The sequence below is a fragment of the Flavobacterium sp. genome, assembly GCF_035456225.1.
Lineage (GTDB): Bacteria > Bacteroidota > Bacteroidia > Flavobacteriales > Flavobacteriaceae > Flavobacterium.
This window is the reverse complement of sequence record NZ_DATIDM010000214.1, coordinates 1-18490: the sequence shown is the minus strand read 5'-3', so window position 1 is coordinate 18490 and position 18490 is coordinate 1. Positions and strand designations below refer to the sequence as shown.

The 18490-nt window shown below is 37.1% G+C and carries 15 protein-coding genes and 1 pseudogene; 9 read left to right on the top strand and 7 right to left on the bottom strand.

The window, feature by feature from the left end:
- Positions 1-450 (top strand): T9SS type A sorting domain-containing protein (locus VLB74_RS12555; protein WP_325203800.1); only part of this gene is annotated, 450 nt, incomplete at its 5' end.
- 78 nt (positions 451-528) lie between these two features.
- Positions 529-2763 carry a DUF7619 domain-containing protein gene (locus VLB74_RS12550; RefSeq protein ID WP_325203799.1) on the top strand — a complete coding sequence of 745 codons (2235 nt, stop codon included), beginning with the start codon at positions 529-531 and terminating at the stop codon, positions 2761-2763.
- A gap of 102 nt (positions 2764-2865) precedes the next feature.
- On the opposite strand, the gene VLB74_RS12545 is transcribed toward VLB74_RS12550, so the two are convergent.
- Positions 2866-3657: a hypothetical protein gene (locus VLB74_RS12545; protein WP_325203798.1), complete on the bottom strand. Its 792-nt coding sequence runs from the start codon at positions 3655-3657 to the stop codon at positions 2866-2868.
- 108 nt (positions 3658-3765) lie between these two features.
- On the bottom strand, positions 3766-4284 hold the full coding sequence (locus VLB74_RS12540; protein ID WP_325203797.1) for a hypothetical protein: 519 nt from the start codon (positions 4282-4284) through the stop codon (positions 3766-3768).
- A 249-nt stretch (positions 4285-4533) separates the two neighbouring features.
- Here VLB74_RS12540 and VLB74_RS12535 point away from each other — a divergent pair, with 249 nt between their 5' ends.
- On the top strand, positions 4534-6252 hold the full coding sequence (locus tag VLB74_RS12535) for a hypothetical protein (protein WP_325203796.1): 1719 nt from the start codon (positions 4534-4536) through the stop codon (positions 6250-6252).
- Between the two features lie 584 nt (positions 6253-6836).
- Entirely contained in the window at positions 6837-8321 is a 1485-nt protein-coding gene (locus VLB74_RS12530) for a hypothetical protein (RefSeq protein WP_325203795.1), read from the top strand.
- 189 nt (positions 8322-8510) lie between these two features.
- On the opposite strand, the pseudogene VLB74_RS12525 reads toward VLB74_RS12530, so the two are convergent.
- A pseudogene (locus tag VLB74_RS12525) lies at positions 8511-8726 on the bottom strand (2-oxo acid dehydrogenase subunit E2); the annotation flags it as partial.
- A 335-nt stretch (positions 8727-9061) separates the two neighbouring features.
- On the opposite strand from VLB74_RS12525, the gene VLB74_RS12520 reads away from it, so the two are divergent.
- A complete protein-coding gene (locus tag VLB74_RS12520) occupies positions 9062-9460 on the top strand; it encodes a hypothetical protein (RefSeq protein WP_325203794.1) in 399 nt (132 codons plus the stop codon).
- A gap of 107 nt (positions 9461-9567) precedes the next feature.
- Here the strand turns inward: VLB74_RS12520 and odhB are convergent, their stop codons facing one another.
- Together odhB and VLB74_RS12510 are read right to left on the bottom strand one after the other, a co-directional pair.
- Positions 9568-10782: a 2-oxoglutarate dehydrogenase complex dihydrolipoyllysine-residue succinyltransferase gene (odhB, locus tag VLB74_RS12515; RefSeq protein WP_325203793.1), complete on the bottom strand. Its 1215-nt coding sequence runs from the start codon at positions 10780-10782 to the stop codon at positions 9568-9570.
- A gap of 54 nt (positions 10783-10836) precedes the next feature.
- Positions 10837-13605 (bottom strand): 2-oxoglutarate dehydrogenase E1 component, encoded by a 2769-nt coding sequence (locus VLB74_RS12510; RefSeq protein ID WP_325203792.1) that lies wholly within the window; start codon positions 13603-13605, stop codon positions 10837-10839.
- A gap of 107 nt (positions 13606-13712) precedes the next feature.
- Here VLB74_RS12510 and VLB74_RS12505 point away from each other — a divergent pair, with 107 nt between their 5' ends.
- The gene (locus VLB74_RS12505; RefSeq protein ID WP_325203791.1) at positions 13713-14273 is read left to right on the top strand and encodes a hypothetical protein; all 561 of its coding nucleotides are present in this window, start codon (positions 13713-13715) and stop codon (positions 14271-14273) included.
- Here the strand turns inward: VLB74_RS12505 and VLB74_RS12500 are convergent.
- Together VLB74_RS12500 and VLB74_RS12495 are read right to left on the bottom strand one after the other, a co-directional pair.
- The gene (locus tag VLB74_RS12500) at positions 14257-14607 is read right to left on the bottom strand and encodes a hypothetical protein (RefSeq protein ID WP_325203790.1); all 351 of its coding nucleotides are present in this window, start codon (positions 14605-14607) and stop codon (positions 14257-14259) included. The genes VLB74_RS12505 and VLB74_RS12500 overlap by 17 nt on opposite strands.
- Positions 14608-14746: 139 nt before the next feature.
- Complete coding sequence (locus tag VLB74_RS12495) at positions 14747-15721, bottom strand: polyprenyl synthetase family protein (RefSeq protein ID WP_325203789.1); 975 nt, start codon at positions 15719-15721, stop codon at positions 14747-14749.
- 79 nt (positions 15722-15800) lie between these two features.
- Between VLB74_RS12495 and VLB74_RS12490 the strand changes: the two genes are divergently transcribed.
- The 3 genes from VLB74_RS12490 to VLB74_RS12480 form a co-directional block, all read left to right on the top strand.
- Positions 15801-16457 carry a TetR/AcrR family transcriptional regulator gene (locus VLB74_RS12490; protein ID WP_325203788.1) on the top strand — a complete coding sequence of 219 codons (657 nt, stop codon included), beginning with the start codon at positions 15801-15803 and terminating at the stop codon, positions 16455-16457.
- Positions 16457-17791 (top strand): TolC family protein, encoded by a 1335-nt coding sequence (locus tag VLB74_RS12485; RefSeq protein WP_325203787.1) that lies wholly within the window; start codon positions 16457-16459, stop codon positions 17789-17791. Before VLB74_RS12490 ends, VLB74_RS12485 begins: the two co-directional genes overlap by 1 nt.
- 9 nt (positions 17792-17800) lie before the next feature.
- The coding region (locus tag VLB74_RS12480; protein WP_325203786.1) for an efflux RND transporter periplasmic adaptor subunit at positions 17801-18490 on the top strand (690 nt) is incomplete at its 3' end.

The following is an 18490-nucleotide window of genomic DNA, read 5'->3' as shown; positions in this document are numbered from 1 at the left end:
GGCAACACCTTGAATTGGAACCTGAACGGCATCGACCTTCTTCCGTCCGGAAAAGGACAGGTGACTTTCCAGATCAAACCGAAACCGGGTTATGCCATTGGCGACATTATCCCGAACACGGCATCCATCTTTTTCGATTTCAACCCGGCAATTGTAACCAACACCTTCACGACGGAATTTGTTACTGCATTGAGTGTTTCGGAGTTTAAAAATTCGACATTTATGGCCTATCCAAACCCAACAAACGGTACGGTAACCATTTCTTCGAAAGATATGTCGTCTTTGATAAACACGGTGATTGTTACTGATATTTTAGGAAAAACTGTCCAAACAAAAACCATCAACAATCCTACTGCAACTGTCGATTTGTCGGATTTGAGCAGCGGAATTTATTTCGCCAAAGTAACATCAGAAAACAGTGAAAGTATCCTAAAAATAGTTAAGCAATAATTCAATCATAAAACAGCAACCCCCAAATTCCTAATGTTTGGGGCTTGTTGTTAAACCACTTTCTAATCTTTTCATACCATGACAAAAAAATACTTTCTGACGCTCCTTTTATTTATAGGCGCTTTATCCGGTACTTTTGGACAATGTCCAGCACCAGCTAATTTAATAGCCGTGAACATAACACACAATACTGCTACTTTAGGGTGGACATCTTCAGGCACAGAAACACAATGGGAAATAGCATTACTTCTGGCAAGTGAAGCGGGGCCTACACCTAACAGCATCATAATTCCAGGCACTACGAACCCTTTCGTAATTACCGGATTAAATCCGTGCACCGTTTATAAATTCTATCTACGATCCGTTTGTTCTCCAACGGAAACCAGTGCCTGGTCGCAGCCTGTTCAGTTCACTACGAACTCGATCTCGGGAACATGTTCGTATCACGCAACGATTTACGCCACACAAGACATCCCAACAAGTGGATTATTTGTGGACGTATTCGGAGGAACAGCACCTTTTACCTATCAGTGGAGCCTTAACGGAAACCCGATTCAAGGTGCAACCAGTCAAAATCTTGCGGTTAATGGACAAGGCGGAACCTATCAGGTTACCGTAACCGATTCCGCTAGTCAGACAACCACGGCCACGATAACCATTCAGGGAATTACCATTGCGGCGAATAATGACGCCATGATGGTTTATCCTACCGGAAATACACCTGTAACTACAACGACATCCGTATTATCAAACGACGGGATAAACGGCCATTCTATTTACAATACCAGCGATGTGATACTGACACCAGGAACAATACCTTCCGGATTTACCATCAACCCAAACGGAACCATCAGTGTGTTGCCGGGAACCGCACCAGGAATTTATACATTGACCTATCAGATTTGCGCTACCCAAATTCCGACAATCTGCTCAACCGCGACCGCTACTGTAACGGTGTCAGATGAAGGCTTTTTATTGAAGGCTTTTGTCGACACCAACAATAACGGCACACAAGATGCTGGGGAATCGAATTTTAATTTTGGTGTGTTCAACTATCAGATAAATAATGGCGGGATAATCTCTGCCAGCTCCTCAAACGGAAGACTCTTCATCCCGGAATCAAATCCTGCGAATTCATACGATTTTGGTTTTACGATCGACGGTAACTACAGTAGTTTTTACACTGTTACACCTTCTTGGTATAACGGTGTTAACTTTGTTCCAGGATCAGGAGTCATGGTTTACAATTTCCCGGTAACCCAATTGCCTTATTCGGATGCACAGGTAACGCTTATTCCAAACGGAACCCAGCCAAGACCAGGTTTTACTTACCAAAACAAGATCCTTTATTACAACACAGGCAATCAAACCATTGCTTCCGGAACCGTTACTTTCAACAAAAGTGACACGGTAACCATTACGAATATTTCACAAACCGGGACAACTCCAACAGCTACAGGATTTACCTATGATTTTACAAACCTGTTGCCAAATGAAACACGTTACATCAATGTAACAATGCAGGTTCCAACTATTCCGACGGTTAACTTAGGAAATCTTATCACAAATTCAGCCTCTATAACGATTCCGGTTACTGATGCAGCACCTTCCAACAATAACAGCAGCCTGACGCAAACAATCGTGGGTTCATGGGATCCGAACGACAAAACAGAAAGCCACGGCGGAAAAATTGTTCATTCTACCTTCGGCTCCAACGATTACCTGACCTATACAATCCAGTTTGAAAACACAGGAACGTACCAGGCCGAAAATGTGCGCATCAACGATATATTGGATGCAAAACTGGATGAAACTTCCATTAAAATGGTCAATGCCAGTCACGCAAATACTTTGACCAGAGTAAACAACAATTTGACCTGGAACTTCAACGGAATTGATCTGGCCCCATCCGGAAAAGGATCGGTAACTTTCCAGATCAAACCAAAACCGGGTTACGCCATCGGTGATATCATCCCGAATACAGCTTCGATTTACTTCGATTTCAATCCGGCCATTGTTACCAATACCTTCACGACGGAATTTGTTACTACATTGAGCGTTTCGGAGTTTAAAAATTTGGCATTTATGGCATATCCAAATCCAACAAACGGTACGGTGACCATTTCTTCGAAAGACAATTCATCTATAATAGATACTGTTATTGTAAATGATATTCTGGGTAAAACCATCCAAACCAAAACTGTCAATGCGGCAAGTACCACAATTGATTTATCGGATTTATCTAGCGGAATTTATTTTGCCAAAGTAAAATCAGACCATAGTGAAAGCGTTATAAAGATCGTTAAACAATAATCTGACCACATAACAATAAAATATCCCGCTTAGAAAACTAAACGGGATTTTTAATTTAAGACAAAGTCGTGTCCCTTGGTTGCAGTAGCTGACTTTCAATTTTTATTCATAAAAAAACTGAACCGTTTTGCTGCTTACTGAAGAACCTGAATTCTCAGGGAATGTAATTAACGCATCCGTTGGGTAATTATCCTCATTATATTGGAATGCACTCGGAATTTCAACAATCTCATATTCCAGTTCTCCCAATTCATTTTGATGCGGATTGTATAATTTTGTCAGCACCTTGTTGTTAATCTTATTGGTGTTCAGATAAAACAACTTATCGTACCCTGTTACATTTTTAAAAGGTGCATTATGAGCGTCATAAGCAAACTCAATTTTAATCGTTAGGTCATTTACATATTCCTCAATTTTAGACACTTCATTATTCCCATTAAAAAAGTATTTCCCCGAACGTTCAAAAACGTTTTGAGTATCAAAATCTCCGGTATACTTATCAAATGAAACCGTTTGGTCTGCATTATGGGTGAAATCCCATTTTATGGCGGTGGAATTAGGATAATACAACTGTACTACCTGTGAAAGTTTGCTGTTCACGTCATAAGAAAAGATCTGTTCATATCTTGGTGTGGGTTCACCAACCACCTGAAATATAATTTTTGTAATCAGATCACCGGTGTATTCATAGGCAAACGAACCACTTTCCCATGTCTCACTTACAATTTTATGGCCATTATACTGATAAATTCGGGTAGATACTTCCTCACCCACCGTTTCTACCGTGCGTTGTAATAAAACCTCATCTTGCGGTGTGTTTTCTGTATTTTGGCTGTCATTCGAACACGCTGTAAAAACCAAAGTGGCAGTAATCAATAAAAACAGTTTTTTCATAATTAATTTTTTTTAGACTTGGGTTCCGTTTACTTCGTAAAGATATTGTTTTTCATAAGAAAAAAACTAATGTCTCTCAGTTGAAAGATTTGACATACAGAAAAGCGCCTACTTTTTCATTTTCTGTTCCAGACTGATTTTTAACGCCTCAAGGTTTTCCTTTTTCAGCTGCAGTGCTTCTAAAACGTACAGATTATGTTTCTTAAGGGTATTCGTGGCCCTAACCCGAATACTTCTTATTAGTGAACTCCTGTTGTCATACTCTTTTTGCTGTTCTAAAAACACAGCCACTTCCAAAGCCGCAAAACTCTCGTTCCGTATCTTTTCAATAGTGCTGATTTGTTTGGCAGTCTTATGGAGGTTGATCTGCACACCGTGATAGTCGCGCTGAAATTTTTCCTGAACCAGTTGTTTTTCTGCTTTGGCGATGTCCTGGCTTTCCTTGCAAACATCTTTCTTTTCCTTCAGATGTTTTAGCACCTGCCCTAATTGCTGCATGGCCGCCAAGGGTAAACCGCGTTTTCCGGAGGCAAACATCGACCATTGCCCTCTATCAACACCTAACATGTAAGCCGTATCTTCTTGCGTTAAACCCAATATATTTTTTAAAGTAGGTCCTTCTTTCATCGTTGCATTATTTTAGAAAAAAACAATTTGAAACGAAAACCGTTTCATTTTTTCAAATGTAATAATTTTGAAACGAAAACCGTTTCAATATTCTAAAAACTATTTTTTTGCAACGGGTTAGAATAAAACATAAAACTTTTTGAAATATCACCAAATTCGGTGATTGTGTAGGTGTTTTTTTATGGTTAGGTTTGTGGGGACTCACACATTAATATATTCATGAGTTGTATGCAAACCTAACCCAAAATTATGAAAGAAAACTTAATCAAAATTGAAAAGGAAATCGATACACTTTTAGAAGAATTATCTATTTGGGAATTATCATTTCAAGATATATATTCAACTTTAATGTTGATGACAGAAAAAATTGATTATGATGGTGACAAAGATACTGCTATGGATTATCTTAGTAGAATCTCTCTAATATATCCATTAATAAAAAAATTATCACAAAATAATGAAATTGAACTCACTACAACATCAATCTTAAAAACTGGAAACAAACAATTTCTTGAAGACGTAAATTTCTTAATTGCATACGCTCACTTTTCGTTGCTAATGCCACAAATTCATAGAAACGTATTAACTGTCAAACAAGTTTCTGAATTTTGTTTTGAATTAGATTTCGCCAATGACAATCTCAAAAATTCAGAGCTAATTGATAAATTATATAGCACAATATCACTTCAAATATCCTTTTCCTCAAAAGAACTAGATAATATTAAATTACATACTAACAGAAAAGCAAAAGAAAGAGATTACAACATCAATGGCCTTGATTTTCAACTGATAAAAAAATTATTTGAGCACCATAAAAAGTTCTTTATCAATGTACAAGTTTTACCTGATGAAATAATAGAATCTAAATTAGGTTTTAATCACGATGATTTCATTTTATTTTCTTCAGCTTTAAAAGCTTTTTCTGATTATTTCATAATATTAGCAAGAAGCTATAAAGAACAAATAAATGAAGAGGAATATTCAGTTGAAGAAAATGACAAACTAATGTCAGAATACATGGAATGGTCGGTATGTTGTTTAAAATATCAAGCCTTAGGTTGGTTTTTAGGAATGTCTGGGTTGAAAAAGGAGAAATTCGATATTATTTTATCATATTTTATTGACATTTACTCTAATGAAACTGGCGTTAAAATCCAAGAAAATTCTTCTTGCGGTGAAGGTTATTTACCTCCAATAACATTAATAGAAAAATCAATTATATTCTCGCCTCATGCGTTAAGGTATTTAGTAAATTTCAACAACATTCTTTATTCGATAAATAAGCAAAACAAAAAGTTATTTGATGATGAAATTTCACAACATCTTGAACCCACTTTAATCAATCAATTAGTATATCTATTTTCAGCATTTGATGATTTAGAAATTAGACAAAATGTGAAATATTCTAAAAGTGAAATAGATATGCTGTTACTATCTAAAAAAGAAAACTTATGTATCACAATTCAAGCAAAAACTACTATTGCACCAGATAGCACACGAAGTGTAGCTAGAGTTCAAGATCGAACAATTGAAGCATTTGAGCAAATTAATATTTTTGAATCTTTAAGTCATGAGGAGAAAAAAGATATTATAAACAGAGAATATGATATTAATATTGATGATATAAAATTTATAAATTTAATCATTGTCAGATCTTGTGCTGGTTCTGAAAAGGCATGGGAAATTAACGACAAATACCGAATCGTTAACTATTCATTAATTTCAAAAGTTTTATGTGAAAAATTAAAAAATAATGATTTCGAATTTTCAAACTTTGAAGATGAAATTTCAACCAAACAAAAAGAATTAATTGACTTGTCGAATTGGAGGATTGAATATGAAACATTAAAAATCGGTAATTATGAAATTAAATTTCCTAACATTTTTTTCGACGATAATAAAATAATCCCTCATAATTTACCGACATTTAAATGTTTTCCTAAACTTGAATCTGCAGTATTTAATTAAGGCCAGCATATAACTATAAATTAAATGAAATGAATTTTACTCCGACATCAAATATCGCTAATAAGGTTAGAAATACTAGACTTCCAAGAACAAAACCTTTGCTACCTCTTTTTGAGCTAATTAGTAATTCAATTCATTCAATCGAAGAGGCAAGAAATAAAAATATCATCAAGGGCAATTAAGGAAAAATCATAATTGACTGCATCAGAAATGGTTCACATGAAACTTTAGAAAAACTTGTAGATATAGATATTTACCCTATTAATTCTTTCATTGTAACAGATAATGGAATCGGACTTGACGAAGAAAATTTCAGAGCATTCATTGAAGCAGATACTGATCACAAAATAGATATCGGAGGAAAAGGCGTAGGTAGATTTGTCTGCTTAAAAGCTTTCAAAGAATTAAATATAAAAAGCTTCTACATCGAAGATAAACTTACTAAATCAGTTCAATTTGATTTCAAACCTACAAAAGAGGGTTTTCAAAATTTTTCAAAGCCCAAACTTAATGGCATTACTAATGGCTCAATAATAAAACTTAACAATATTAAAGATGAGTACCAAAAGGCCTTACCAAAAGGATTGTCTGACATAGCAAGGGAAATTGTTGCTCATTTTCAACTATATTTTATAAGAAACACAATTCCCCAAATAATAATTAGAAATCAAAATAATGTACAATTTGATTTAGGTACTCTTTTTAAAACTGAGTTTAAATCGGATGTAAAATCGGGTACTTTCGATATCGGAGAAATAAATTTTGAACTTTTTCTTACTAAATCAACAGAATTTCAAAGCCATAAGATTCATTTTTGCGCTCACAATAGAAGCGTAATAACAGAAGGACTTTATTCAAAACTTGTTGACCTTGGCAAAAAACCAATTGAAGAAGACGATTTTAAATTCTTTTATCAAGCTCATATTGTTAGTGATATTCTTGATAAGAATGTTGATACAGAACGTATTGGATTTATTTTTCCTGATGGAGAGGAAGAAGATGAAGAATCAGTTGACATTAATTTAGCTAAAGTTAGAAGAGCTTCTATAAAATGTATTGAAGAACTTTTATCTGACTATCTAGGAAATGTAAGAGAGCTGAAAATAGAATCATATAAGCCTATCATTAACGAAGAGTTGCCACAGTATAAAAGCACTATGCATTTTAAGGCTGAAGAAGTAAAAAAGTTACCACCTAATCTATCCAAAGAACAATTAGATATTGAACTTTATAAAATTGATGCGAATTGGAGACTAGAGGTTAAAGAAGAAAAAATCAAACTGCTTTCAGACGATAAAGATGTAACTACAAGAGAGGACTATAGACTTAAATATGAAAAATTTTTAAGTGATTTTAATGAAGTTGGTAAATCCGATTTGGCAAGATATGTCGTCCATAGAAAGACAATTATTGAGTTACTGGAACAATTAATTGAAACAAATGGTGAAGGTAAATTTGAAAACGAAGATTTAATCCATTCAGTATTTTTTCCAATTAGAACAACATCTGACGAAGTTCCATATGACAAACAAAATCTTTGGTTAATTGATGAAAGACTCTCATATCATTCATTTTTGGCTTCAGACAAGACATTTAATAGCATTCCACAAATATCTTCCACAGAGAATGATAGAAGTGATTTATTAATATATAACGAAGCAATTGCATTTTCTGATTCAAAGAATGCACCTCATAATTCCTTTACAATTGTGGAATTAAAAAAACCACAAAGAGATGATTACAAAGATTACGACGACAGTAAAAATCCTATTGAACAATCAGAGAAGTATATTGAACTACTATTGGACGGAAAGGTTAAGGGTAAAAATGGCCGCGTAGTTGAAGTCGATAAAAGGACACCTTTTTATGTTTATATCATTTGCGACATCAGACCATCACTTGAGAAAATTTTGGAACGAAGAGAATTTGATAGGACGCCTGATGGCTTAGGGTGGTTTAAAGTAAAAAGCAAGTTTTACTCTGCATATTTTGAAGTAATGCCTTTTGAAAAAGTATTAGATGATGCAAGAAAAAGGAACAGAATATTATTTGAAAAACTAAAAATATAATAAATAAGTAGCATAACACCGTTTTATGAAATTGGGATTTAGTGTTTATTGGTAATAGCCATTGCTTCATTTCTTTCTCCAAAAGAGATTTTTTTAAATTTTCGACAAGCATCAGAAACAAAAAAATCCCGCTTAAAACTAAGCGGGATTTTCAATTTATTAAGAGATTGCTTCGTTGCCTCGCAATGACTATAGTTCCAACGCCTTCTTAGGATTATTATCCATCAAGATTTCCATTGGGTTTTCCAACGCTTCTTTCACAGCTACCAAGAATCCAACTGACTCACGTCCGTCGATGATTCTGTGATCGTAGGATAACGCCACGAACATTACCGGAGCGATAACAATCTAACCGTTTTTAACGATAGCCCTGTCCACTACATTGTGCATTCCCAAGATTCCCGATAGCGCGGATTACACCCGAGGCTTTAGCCGAACTGACGAAGTAAATCCGTGCCCACAATCAAATTCAAAAAAAAAAAAACAACTAAACAACTTCTATAGCGGCAGTCAAACCAGCATGATTTCAAGCTTCTCCTGTTTTGGGCAGCACGGATTCCTTCGGCTGTCGCTATGCTTGAGTGCACCCGAGGCTTTAGCCGAACTGACGAAGTAAATCCGCGCTATTCGTAATATCGAATAAGAGCCTGTATTCGATTTCTACGCCCAAGTAAGGTTTTTTCTTCTAATCTTTTCGGTACATTTGTAAACGTTAGTAGCAAAAAAGCCAAACTGAAAACATGACAAAGAAAAAATACAAACCAGAATCCTTTCTGCCTGCAAAAATGGACACCCTATCCAAGAAAGATATTGAAGAAATTGCCCTTAAAATTATTGCCAGTTTAGATTTCAAGTCTAAAAAACAAATGCAGCTTTTAAATTCTATTCCTTTCAATACCACTACTTTTCGCAGAGACTTAAAAGATAAATTTGAAAGCTTGGAAAGTCTCGAAAATGAAAAACAACATTTAAGGAATGAGCTCTTTGTTGTGGATCAGGTAATAATCTCAAAAAATTATAAAAGCCAATTCCGATTCAAACATTTTCTATCGGACAAACAGATCGACGTTACCTCAAACCGACAACTCAAAGAGTTAATCCGAGAATATAAAAAACTGAAAAACCAAACCGGCTCCTAACAGCAAGCCGTGCCTACAATCAAATTCATAAAAAAATCCCGTCTCGTTATTCAGAACGAGACGGGATTTTTTATTTATTAAGAGATTGCTTCGTTGCCTCGCAATGACTATAGTTCTAAAGCTTTCTTAGGATTGTTATCCATCAAGATTTCCATTGGGTTTTCCAACGCTTCTTTCACAGCTACCAAGAATCCAACTGACTCACGTCCGTCGATAATTCTGTGGTCGTATGACAATGCCACGAACATTACCGGAGCGATTACGATCTGACCGTTTTTAACGATCGCTCTGTCCACCACGTTGTGCATTCCTAAAATACCTGACTGTGGAGGGTTGATGATTGGTGTTGATAACATACTTCCGAAAACACCACCGTTTGAAATAGTAAACGTTCCGCCAGTCATTTCATCTACGGTGATTTGTCCGTCACGGGCACGGATAGCCAAACGTTTGATTTCAGCTTCTACACCTCTAAACGTTAATAATTCTGCATTACGCACTACCGGCACCATTAATCCTTTAGGACCGGAAACCGCTACAGAGATATCGCAGAAATCATAAGAGATTTTCTCCTGACCATCGATCATCGAATTTACATCCGGATACAATTGTAACGCACGGGTAACCGCTTTGGTGAAGAATGACATGAAACCTAAACCTAAACCGTGTTTCGTTTTAAATTCTTCTTTATACTGATCGCGGATTGCGTAGATCGCGCTCATGTCTACCTCGTTGAAAGTAGTCAACATTGCTGTTTCGTTTTTAGCCGATACCAAACGTTCAGCTACTTTACGACGCAACATTGATAATTTTGTTCTTTCCGAACCACGGGAACCTCCTGTTGGCGTACCCATTGAAGGAACTGCATTTACAGCATCTTCTTTAGTAATTCTTCCACCTTTTCCAGTTCCAACGATTTCTGAAGGCTGAATACTTTTCTCTTCTAATATTTTTCTTGCTGCAGGTGAAGGCGCGCTCGTTGCATACGTTGTTGCTGCAGGAGCCGGAGCTGCTTTTGGAGCTTCTGCTTTTGGAGCCTCAGCTGTTTTTGCAACTGCAGGAGCACCATTACTTTCAGGTTTTGCAGCACTTGTATCAATTAAACAAACTACCGCACCTACGGCTACTGTGTCTCCCTCTTCTGCTTTAAGCGTGATTACACCACTCATTTCAGCTGGCAACTCTAAAGTAGCTTTATCTGAATCCACCTCGGCAATTGCCTGGTCTTTTTCTACATAATCTCCGTCTTTAACTAACCAAGTAGCAATTTCTACTTCTTTGATTGATTCTCCCGGTGAAGGGACTTTCATTTCTAAAATCATCAGTATATAATTTTATAGGTGTTGTTATTATCTTATTTTTTCAAAAATACAATTTTATTGGAATAAATTCTTGTCGAAAACCATGGCGATTGCCGCTGCATGACGTTTTTTAGAACGCACATAACTTCCGGCTGCCGGCGCACTGTAGGCTTTAGGCGAAGCTACTCTTAACTTCACTTCATTGAAATTCATCAACATAAAGCTGTAAGCTCCCATGTTTCTCGGTTCTTCCTGTGCCCAAACATAATCATTCACATTCGGGTATTTAGCGATAACGGCTTTCATTTGCTCAACTGGTAACGGGAACAATTGTTCTACACGTACCAAAGCCACATCGTTTCTTCCGTTAGCTTCTCTTTCTGCTTTCAGATCGTAGTAGAATTTACCGGTACAGAATACCAGCGATTTAACATCTGCTGCATTCACGTTCGGATCGTCGATAACCTCCTGGAATTGTCCGTTAGCAAATTCTTCCACAGAAGAAACCGCTTCCGGGTGACGTAATAAACTCTTCGGTGTAAATACTACCAATGGTTTACGGAATTTCGTTACCAACTGTCTTCTCAACAAGTGGAAGAAGTTAGCCGGCGTGGTACAATCCGCTACATACATATTGTGGTTTGCACACAACTGTAAGAAACGCTCCATACGTGCCGAAGAGTGTTCCGCACCTTGATTTTCGTAACCGTGTGGCAACAACATTACGATTCCGTTCTGATTGTTCCATTTGTCTTCCGCTGCCGAAATGTACTGGTCAATCATGATTTGGGCTCCGTTTCCGAAATCCCCAAACTGAGCCTCCCAGATTGTCAAGGCATTTGGATTGGCAAGGGCATAACCGTACTCAAATCCTAAAACACCGTATTCTGAAAGGTGTGAGTTATATACAGAGAAGTTTCCTTTTTTGTTTGGAATGTGATCCAACAAGATTACTTCTTCTTCTGAATCTTCAACTTTTACCACCGCATGACGGTGAGAGAACGTTCCGCGCTCTACGTCCTGACCGGAGATACGAACATCATATCCTTCCGTTAACAACGAACCGTAAGCCAACATCTCTCCCATTGCCCAATCCAATTTATCGGTTTCGAAGAACATGGTTTTTCTGTCGCCGATAAGTTTCGTGATTTTGCTGATGAATTTTTTATCTGAAGGCAATTCCGTTACCGTTTTCGCGATATCCGTTAAGATTGCCTTATCAACTTTCGTAGTAAACTTCTGAAGCATTACATCGGCTTCTGCCTGTTCGAAACCTTTCCACTCGTCCTGCATGAACGGTTTGATCACCGTCAAATCTCTTTTACGGGATTCCTCAAGACTTTGCTCCAGGTTTGATTTGTACTCAGCTTCCAATTGCGAAACATAGTTTCCGTCGATAGAACCTTCTGCTTTTAATTTCTCAGCATAGATATCTCTTGGGTTTTTCTGTCTCGAAATCGATTTGTATAATTTCGGCTGGGTGAAACGAGGCTCATCACCTTCATTGTGCCCGTATTTTCTATATCCTAATAAATCGATGAATACGTCGGTTCCGAATTTCATTCTGTATTCCAAAGCAAATAACATCGCGTGTACTACTGCTTCTGCGTCTTCCGCATTTACGTGTAATACCGGAGACAAGGTTACTTTTGCAATATCGGTACAATAGGTTGATGAACGTGCATCTAAATAATTCGTAGTAAACCCAACCTGATTGTTCAATACCACATGGATGGTTCCGGCAGTTTTATACCCGTCCAATTTAGCCATCTGTATGATTTCATACACGATACCCTGACCAGCAACTGCAGCATCCCCATGTACCGCGATTGGCAATACTTTTGAAAAATCTTCCGGATAATATTTATCTTGTTTCGCACGGGCAATCCCTTCAATAACCGCTCCTACTGTTTCAAGGTGCGAAGGGTTTGGTGCTAAATTTACATTGATTTTTTTACCGTTTTGTGTCTGACGATCGGCTGTTAAACCCAAGTGGTATTTTACGTCTCCATCAAACAAAGCGTCGTCGTCATAATCTTTTCCGTCAAATTCAGAGAAAATATCCTGGGTTGATTTTCCAAAGACATTCGCCAATACGTTCAAACGGCCACGGTGCGCCATTCCCATTACGAATTGCTCCACGCCTTTATCGGCAGCAGCTTCGATTAAAAAATCCAATGCCGGAATAGCCGCTTCGATTCCTTCCAACGAGAAACGCTTCTGACCCACATATTTGGTATGAAGAAAATTCTCGAAAGAAACCGCTTCATTTAACTTTTTAAGAATGCGTTTTTTATCGTCAGCATTAAAACTTGGCTGATTATCATTGATATCCAAACGTTTCTGAATCCATTCAATCACTTCTGGATCACGAATGTACATGTATTCGATTCCGATGGATTCGCAATATACTTTGTTCAGATGGTTTAAAATCTCCTGAAGTGTACAAGGATTTAAGTTTACTATACGTGCTGCATCAAAAACCGTATTTAAGTCGGCTGATGTCAATCCGAAGTTTTCAATCGCCAAATCCGGAGAATACGTTCTTCTTTCACGAACCGGATTGGTTTTGGTAAACAGGTGACCTCGGGTTCTGTAACTGTCTATCAGTTTTAAAACGTTGAATTCTTTTTGCAATTTATCAGAAACCACGGAGCAATCTGCACCATCAGCCACATTCATCAGGCCTTCCACCGGACTGCCATTAAATTCACTGGCGAAGTCAAAACCCTGGAAGAAACTTCTCCAACTTGGCTCTACACCATCTGGATTCTGTAAATATTGATCGTATAAATCGGCAAAAAAAGCCGTATGTGCTGCGTTTAAAAAGGAAAACCTATCCATAACTCTGTCGAATGACGATTTTGGGTTAAAAAAATTTACGCAAAAGTACAATTCTTTATAATAATCTTCTAATGTTTTTCATACTTTTATATCATAAAATATTCCTAATGATGAAGTTGAAAACAAAATCAGTACATTTTTTAACAATCGTTTTGACTTGCCTTATTTTTTTAACTAATTCACTTTCCTCTAAAGCACAGAACGACACTATCGTTAAACAAAAAAGCGATTTTTGGAAAAAAGTACAATTTGGTGGCGGATTAAGTTTAAGTTTCAGCGGGAATTACACCTATATTCTGGTTGCACCCGGCGCTATTTATCCTTTAAACCGATACGTAGCCGTAGGCGCTGGATTACAATACAGTTATGCAAGCGAAAAATACCTGTATGACTCTCATATTTACGGAATGAGCGCCGTTACGCTTATCAACCCTGTTCCTTTTGCCCAATTATCTGTCGAAGTAGAACAGTTACGGGTAAACAACACCTACGAAGCTACACCATATGCACCAGAATTTAAAGATAATTTTTGGAATACCGGTTTGTTTTTAGGTTTGGGGTACCACTCCCAGAACGTAACTTTCGGCTTCCGCTATAACGTTTTATACCAGAATGACCGCGATATCTATGGCGAAGCCTGGATGCCGTTTGTCAGAGCCTATTTCTAAACCATACTTTCTGCCATTCCCTTTTCAAAATTAAAAAGACAACCTGTTCGGATAAATCCACCAAATCAGAACCATCAAGTTTTTTCACCTGATCTTCTGGAACATCGATGATATATAATAAATTAAGGTATTCAGCAAACTTATGTTGAATCAGGCGATAGATTTTTTCATGCAATTGCACTTTCAGATCAATCGGAGTTATTGCGACTGGAAAATCGACTGTTTCATTGGCAAACGTAAAATCCTTATTGATTTGTTCCACCAATTTCACATATAACGCTTCTTTCTGCGCCTCGGAAAGTAACAAATCGGTATTTTGAGGAGCTATATACATTGGGAGTTAGAAAGTTAGAATTTAGAAATTAGAAGATTAGACGCTTGAAAATAGAGAATTGAGGTTATATCTTAAATATAAGAAGATTTTTTTTAATTTTTCAGGCGAGCCTTAAAACCTGAACACTGAACACTGACCACTAAACATTCCGGCTCATTAAATTCTCGCCAAACGTTTTCAAAAGTTCTTTTTTATCGGCATCAATCTCCATTTTTTCAAGGGTATCAAATGCCTTGAGCGTATACTCCTTGATAGCATCTTGAGTAACTGCACTCGCCCCTGTCGCATTGAAGATTTCCTTTACCGAAGCAATTTTATCCGTATTGTCAGTCGGCTGAATCGAGAACAAATGCGACAACTCTTCTTTTTCCGATGCCTTGGCAAATTCCATGGCTTTCAGATAAAGGTACGTTTTTTTATTTTCGATGATATCACCACCAACCTGTTTTCCGAAAGTTTTCGGATCACCAAAAGCATCCAGGTAATCGTCCTGCAACTGGAATGCAATTCCTAGGTTTAAACCGAATTCATAAATCAGATTTGCATTTTCCTCTGACGTTTCAGCTACGATTGCCCCCATCTTCATTGCAGCGCCCACCAAAACAGCGGTTTTATATTCGATCATTTTAAGGTATTCCGAAATCGTCACGTCTTCCCTGGTTTCAAAATCCACATCCCATTGCTGCCCTTCGCATACTTCCAGTGCCGTCTTGCTGAACAATTTAGCCAATGAACGGAATATTTTCGGTTCATACTGTTCGAAATATTGGTACGCCAAAATCAGCATGGCATCACCCGATAAAATTCCGGTATTCACATTCCACTTTTCATGAACGGTTTCATGTCCGCGACGCAAAGGCGCATCATCCATAATATCGTCGTGTATTAATGAGAAATTATGAAAAACCTCTACTGCTGTTGCTGCCGCTAGTGCTTTTCTACAATCAACATTAAACACCTCGGCCGCCATTAATGTCAAGACCGGCCTCATTCGTTTTCCTCCCAACGATAATATATAACGAATCGGTTCGTATAAATTTTCGGGCTCCCTGTCGATTGAAATCGCAGAAAAATGGTCGGAAACAATAGCCTGATAGTCGGAAATGGAATGCATGAAATTATTTTTCGGCTAAAGTACTTCAAAAGCCGGAGTTTATCAAACATTAATGAAATGTTAATTTTTATATAAAAACTTGGAAACTTTTTTAGTGTTTAAAGTTTCCGCATACATTTGCAAAGATTACATTCCGATTATGAAAGACAAAATCATGTCCAAATCCAAGGAAATGTTTTTAAAACTGGGTTTTAAGAGCGTGACCATGGACGATATTGCTGGAGAAATGTGTATTTCCAAAAAAACCATCTACAAATATTTCTGTAACAAAGAAATTTTAGTTGAAGAGACTACAGCCAGAATCCATAATGATGTCAATAACAAGATAGAAGCTTTAACGCTGGAGAGCTTCAATGCCATCGAAGAAAACTTTGAAATCCAGAAAATGTTTAAGGAGATGTTCAAATCGTACGACACTTCCCCAGTATACCAACTGAAAAAGCATTATCCGATGATTTACATCAAAATTCACGAGAAAAGCATTGAATTCTGCAATGGAAGTTTCAGAAAAAATATTGAGAAAGGAATCAGCGAAGGCCTATACCGCAAAGATTTAGACATCAAAACAGCAGTTGAATTTTATTACACTTTGATATTCAATATTAATGAAAACACCGTTTACGAAAAAGATGTACACGAAATGGAAATAAAAGCCCTCGAATATCACACCAGGGCCATAGCTACCCCAAAAGGAATTATAGAACTTGAAAAACACTTACAAAACCCTAATATATAATGAAAAAAATTATCCTGATACTTTTGTGCTCCATCGGTTTAGCTGCCAATGCACAAGTTCAAACCCTAACTTTAAAAGACGCTTTGCTTTATGCGTTAGAAAATAAGGCAGATGCCAAGAAATCAAAGTTAGAAATAGAAAAGAGCGAATATAAGATCCAGGAAGTTCGCTCTCTGGCACTACCCCAGATTTCAGCAAATGGAGGCTTGACTTATAATCCGGTTTTACAGACCACCTATATAGATGGTTCTAATTTTAATGCTCCGGGCACCACAATTCAGGCTAATTTCGGCCAGAAATGGACTTCACATGCAGGGATTGGATTAGACCAGGCCATTTTTGATTTAACCGTTTTTACCGGATTACAGGCCGCAAAATCCACTCGTGAGTTTTATCAGATCAACAATGAATTGACAGAAGAACAAATAATCGAAAGAGTTGCGACAAGTTATTATGCCGTGTATGTTCAACGCGAGCGTCTGGCTCTATTGGACAGTACGTATGCAAACACTGTAAAGGTGAGAAATATTGTTCAGGGACAGTACAACAACGGTATAGCTAAAAAAATAGATTTAGACCGAATTATTGTACGAATTTCCAATATTAATGCAGAACGCCAGCAAGTTCAAAATCAAATAGAATTACAGGAAAACGCTTTGAAATTCTATATGGGGATGCCAATGGATATGCAGTTTATAATCCCGCAATCGGAATATGAAATAAACCCTGCAATACTTACCGACGCTACAAACACACATAACAGAACGGAATATTTGCTTTTGAAAAAACAAGAGGAATTATTAAACTATAAAAAATCAGCTATTAAGGCACAGCTATACCCAACGTTGTCTTTATTTGCAAACTACAACTATTTAGGACAGGGACCTCAACTGCCATGGTTTGCACATTCTAGTGATGATGTATACTGGTCTGATTATTCCTCTGTCGGGCTAACCATGAGAGTGCCAATCTTTACAGGTTTCGGAACGCGTTCCAGAATAAAACAAGCCGATGCTGATATAAGATTGCTTCAGGAAGATATTAAAGACACCGAACTTGGTCTTGATTTAGATTATAAAAATGCAAAAGCTCAAATTGATAACAATTTAGTGATCATTTCAAATCAAAAGGAAAACATGCAATTGGCCATGGAGATTACTAAAAACACGAATAACAACTACCTTCAGGGATTAGCATCATTAACCGACTTATTAGACGCTCAAAATGCATCACTTGAAGCCCAGAATAATTATAACAGAGCGGTTTTAAATTATAAAATAGCCGAGGTAGCATTAATCAAATCAAGAGCAGAACTAAAAACACTTATAAAATAACCAACCAACATGAAAAAGAATATTATTACCATAACTATAATTATTGTCTCATTAGGTCTAATAGGCTACATTCTTAATAAGAACAAAGCCGAAAACAAAGCCAAAACAGATATTGTTGCCGAAAAAAATGCAACCGTAGCCGTAAAAACAGCAACGGTAAAAACCGAAAATGTATCCTTGGATTTTAGTGCCAACGGTAATTTCTCGCCAATTCAGGAACTTACGTTCTGCGCTGAAAAATCAGGAAAAGTAATCAAAGTTTTGGTGGATGAAGGAGATTATGTAACCGTAGGACAACCGCTTTTAACTATGAGAGCCGACGTTATCAGCGTAAATGCCAATACGGCAAATGCGGTGTATCAAAATGCTAAAGCTGACTACGAACGCTACGAAAACGCCTATAAAACCGGCGGGGTTACCAAACAACAGTTGGATCAGGCGAAATTGAATCTAACCAACGCCAAGGCCAATTTAACCCAAGCCAATATCAATGTAGGAGATACGAAAGTTAAAGCGCCTATCAAAGGATATATCAACAAAAGATACATTGAGCCGGGATCTGTATTAACAGGAATGCCTGCTACTCAAATGTTTGACATTGTTGATGTTTCTAAACTGAAATTAAACGTTACTGTAACCGAAAATCAAGTAGCCAGCTTGCAGTTAGGTCAATCGGTAACCATTGTTTCCTCGGTTTAT

Bases quoted from the DNA above. Each gene is read 5' to 3' on its own strand.
- VLB74_RS12550 (WP_325203799.1), top strand. From the start codon at position 529: ATGACAAAAAAATACTTTCTGACGCTCCTTTTATTTATAGGCGCTTTA.
- VLB74_RS12545 (WP_325203798.1), bottom strand. From the start codon at position 3,657: ATGAAAAAACTGTTTTTATTGATTACTGCCACTTTGGTTTTTACAGCG.
- VLB74_RS12540 (WP_325203797.1), bottom strand. From the start codon at position 4,284: ATGAAAGAAGGACCTACTTTAAAAAATATATTGGGTTTAACGCAAGAA.
- VLB74_RS12535 (WP_325203796.1), top strand. From the start codon at position 4,534: ATGAAAGAAAACTTAATCAAAATTGAAAAGGAAATCGATACACTTTTA.
- VLB74_RS12520 (WP_325203794.1), top strand. From the start codon at position 9,062: ATGACAAAGAAAAAATACAAACCAGAATCCTTTCTGCCTGCAAAAATG.
- odhB (WP_325203793.1), bottom strand. From the start codon at position 10,782: ATGATTTTAGAAATGAAAGTCCCTTCACCGGGAGAATCAATCAAAGAA.
- VLB74_RS12510 (WP_325203792.1), bottom strand. From the start codon at position 13,605: ATGGATAGGTTTTCCTTTTTAAACGCAGCACATACGGCTTTTTTTGCC.
- VLB74_RS12505 (WP_325203791.1), top strand. From the start codon at position 13,713: ATGATGAAGTTGAAAACAAAATCAGTACATTTTTTAACAATCGTTTTG.
- VLB74_RS12500 (WP_325203790.1), bottom strand. From the start codon at position 14,607: ATGTATATAGCTCCTCAAAATACCGATTTGTTACTTTCCGAGGCGCAG.
- VLB74_RS12495 (WP_325203789.1), bottom strand. From the start codon at position 15,721: ATGCATTCCATTTCCGACTATCAGGCTATTGTTTCCGACCATTTTTCT.
- VLB74_RS12485 (WP_325203787.1), top strand. From the start codon at position 16,457: ATGAAAAAAATTATCCTGATACTTTTGTGCTCCATCGGTTTAGCTGCC.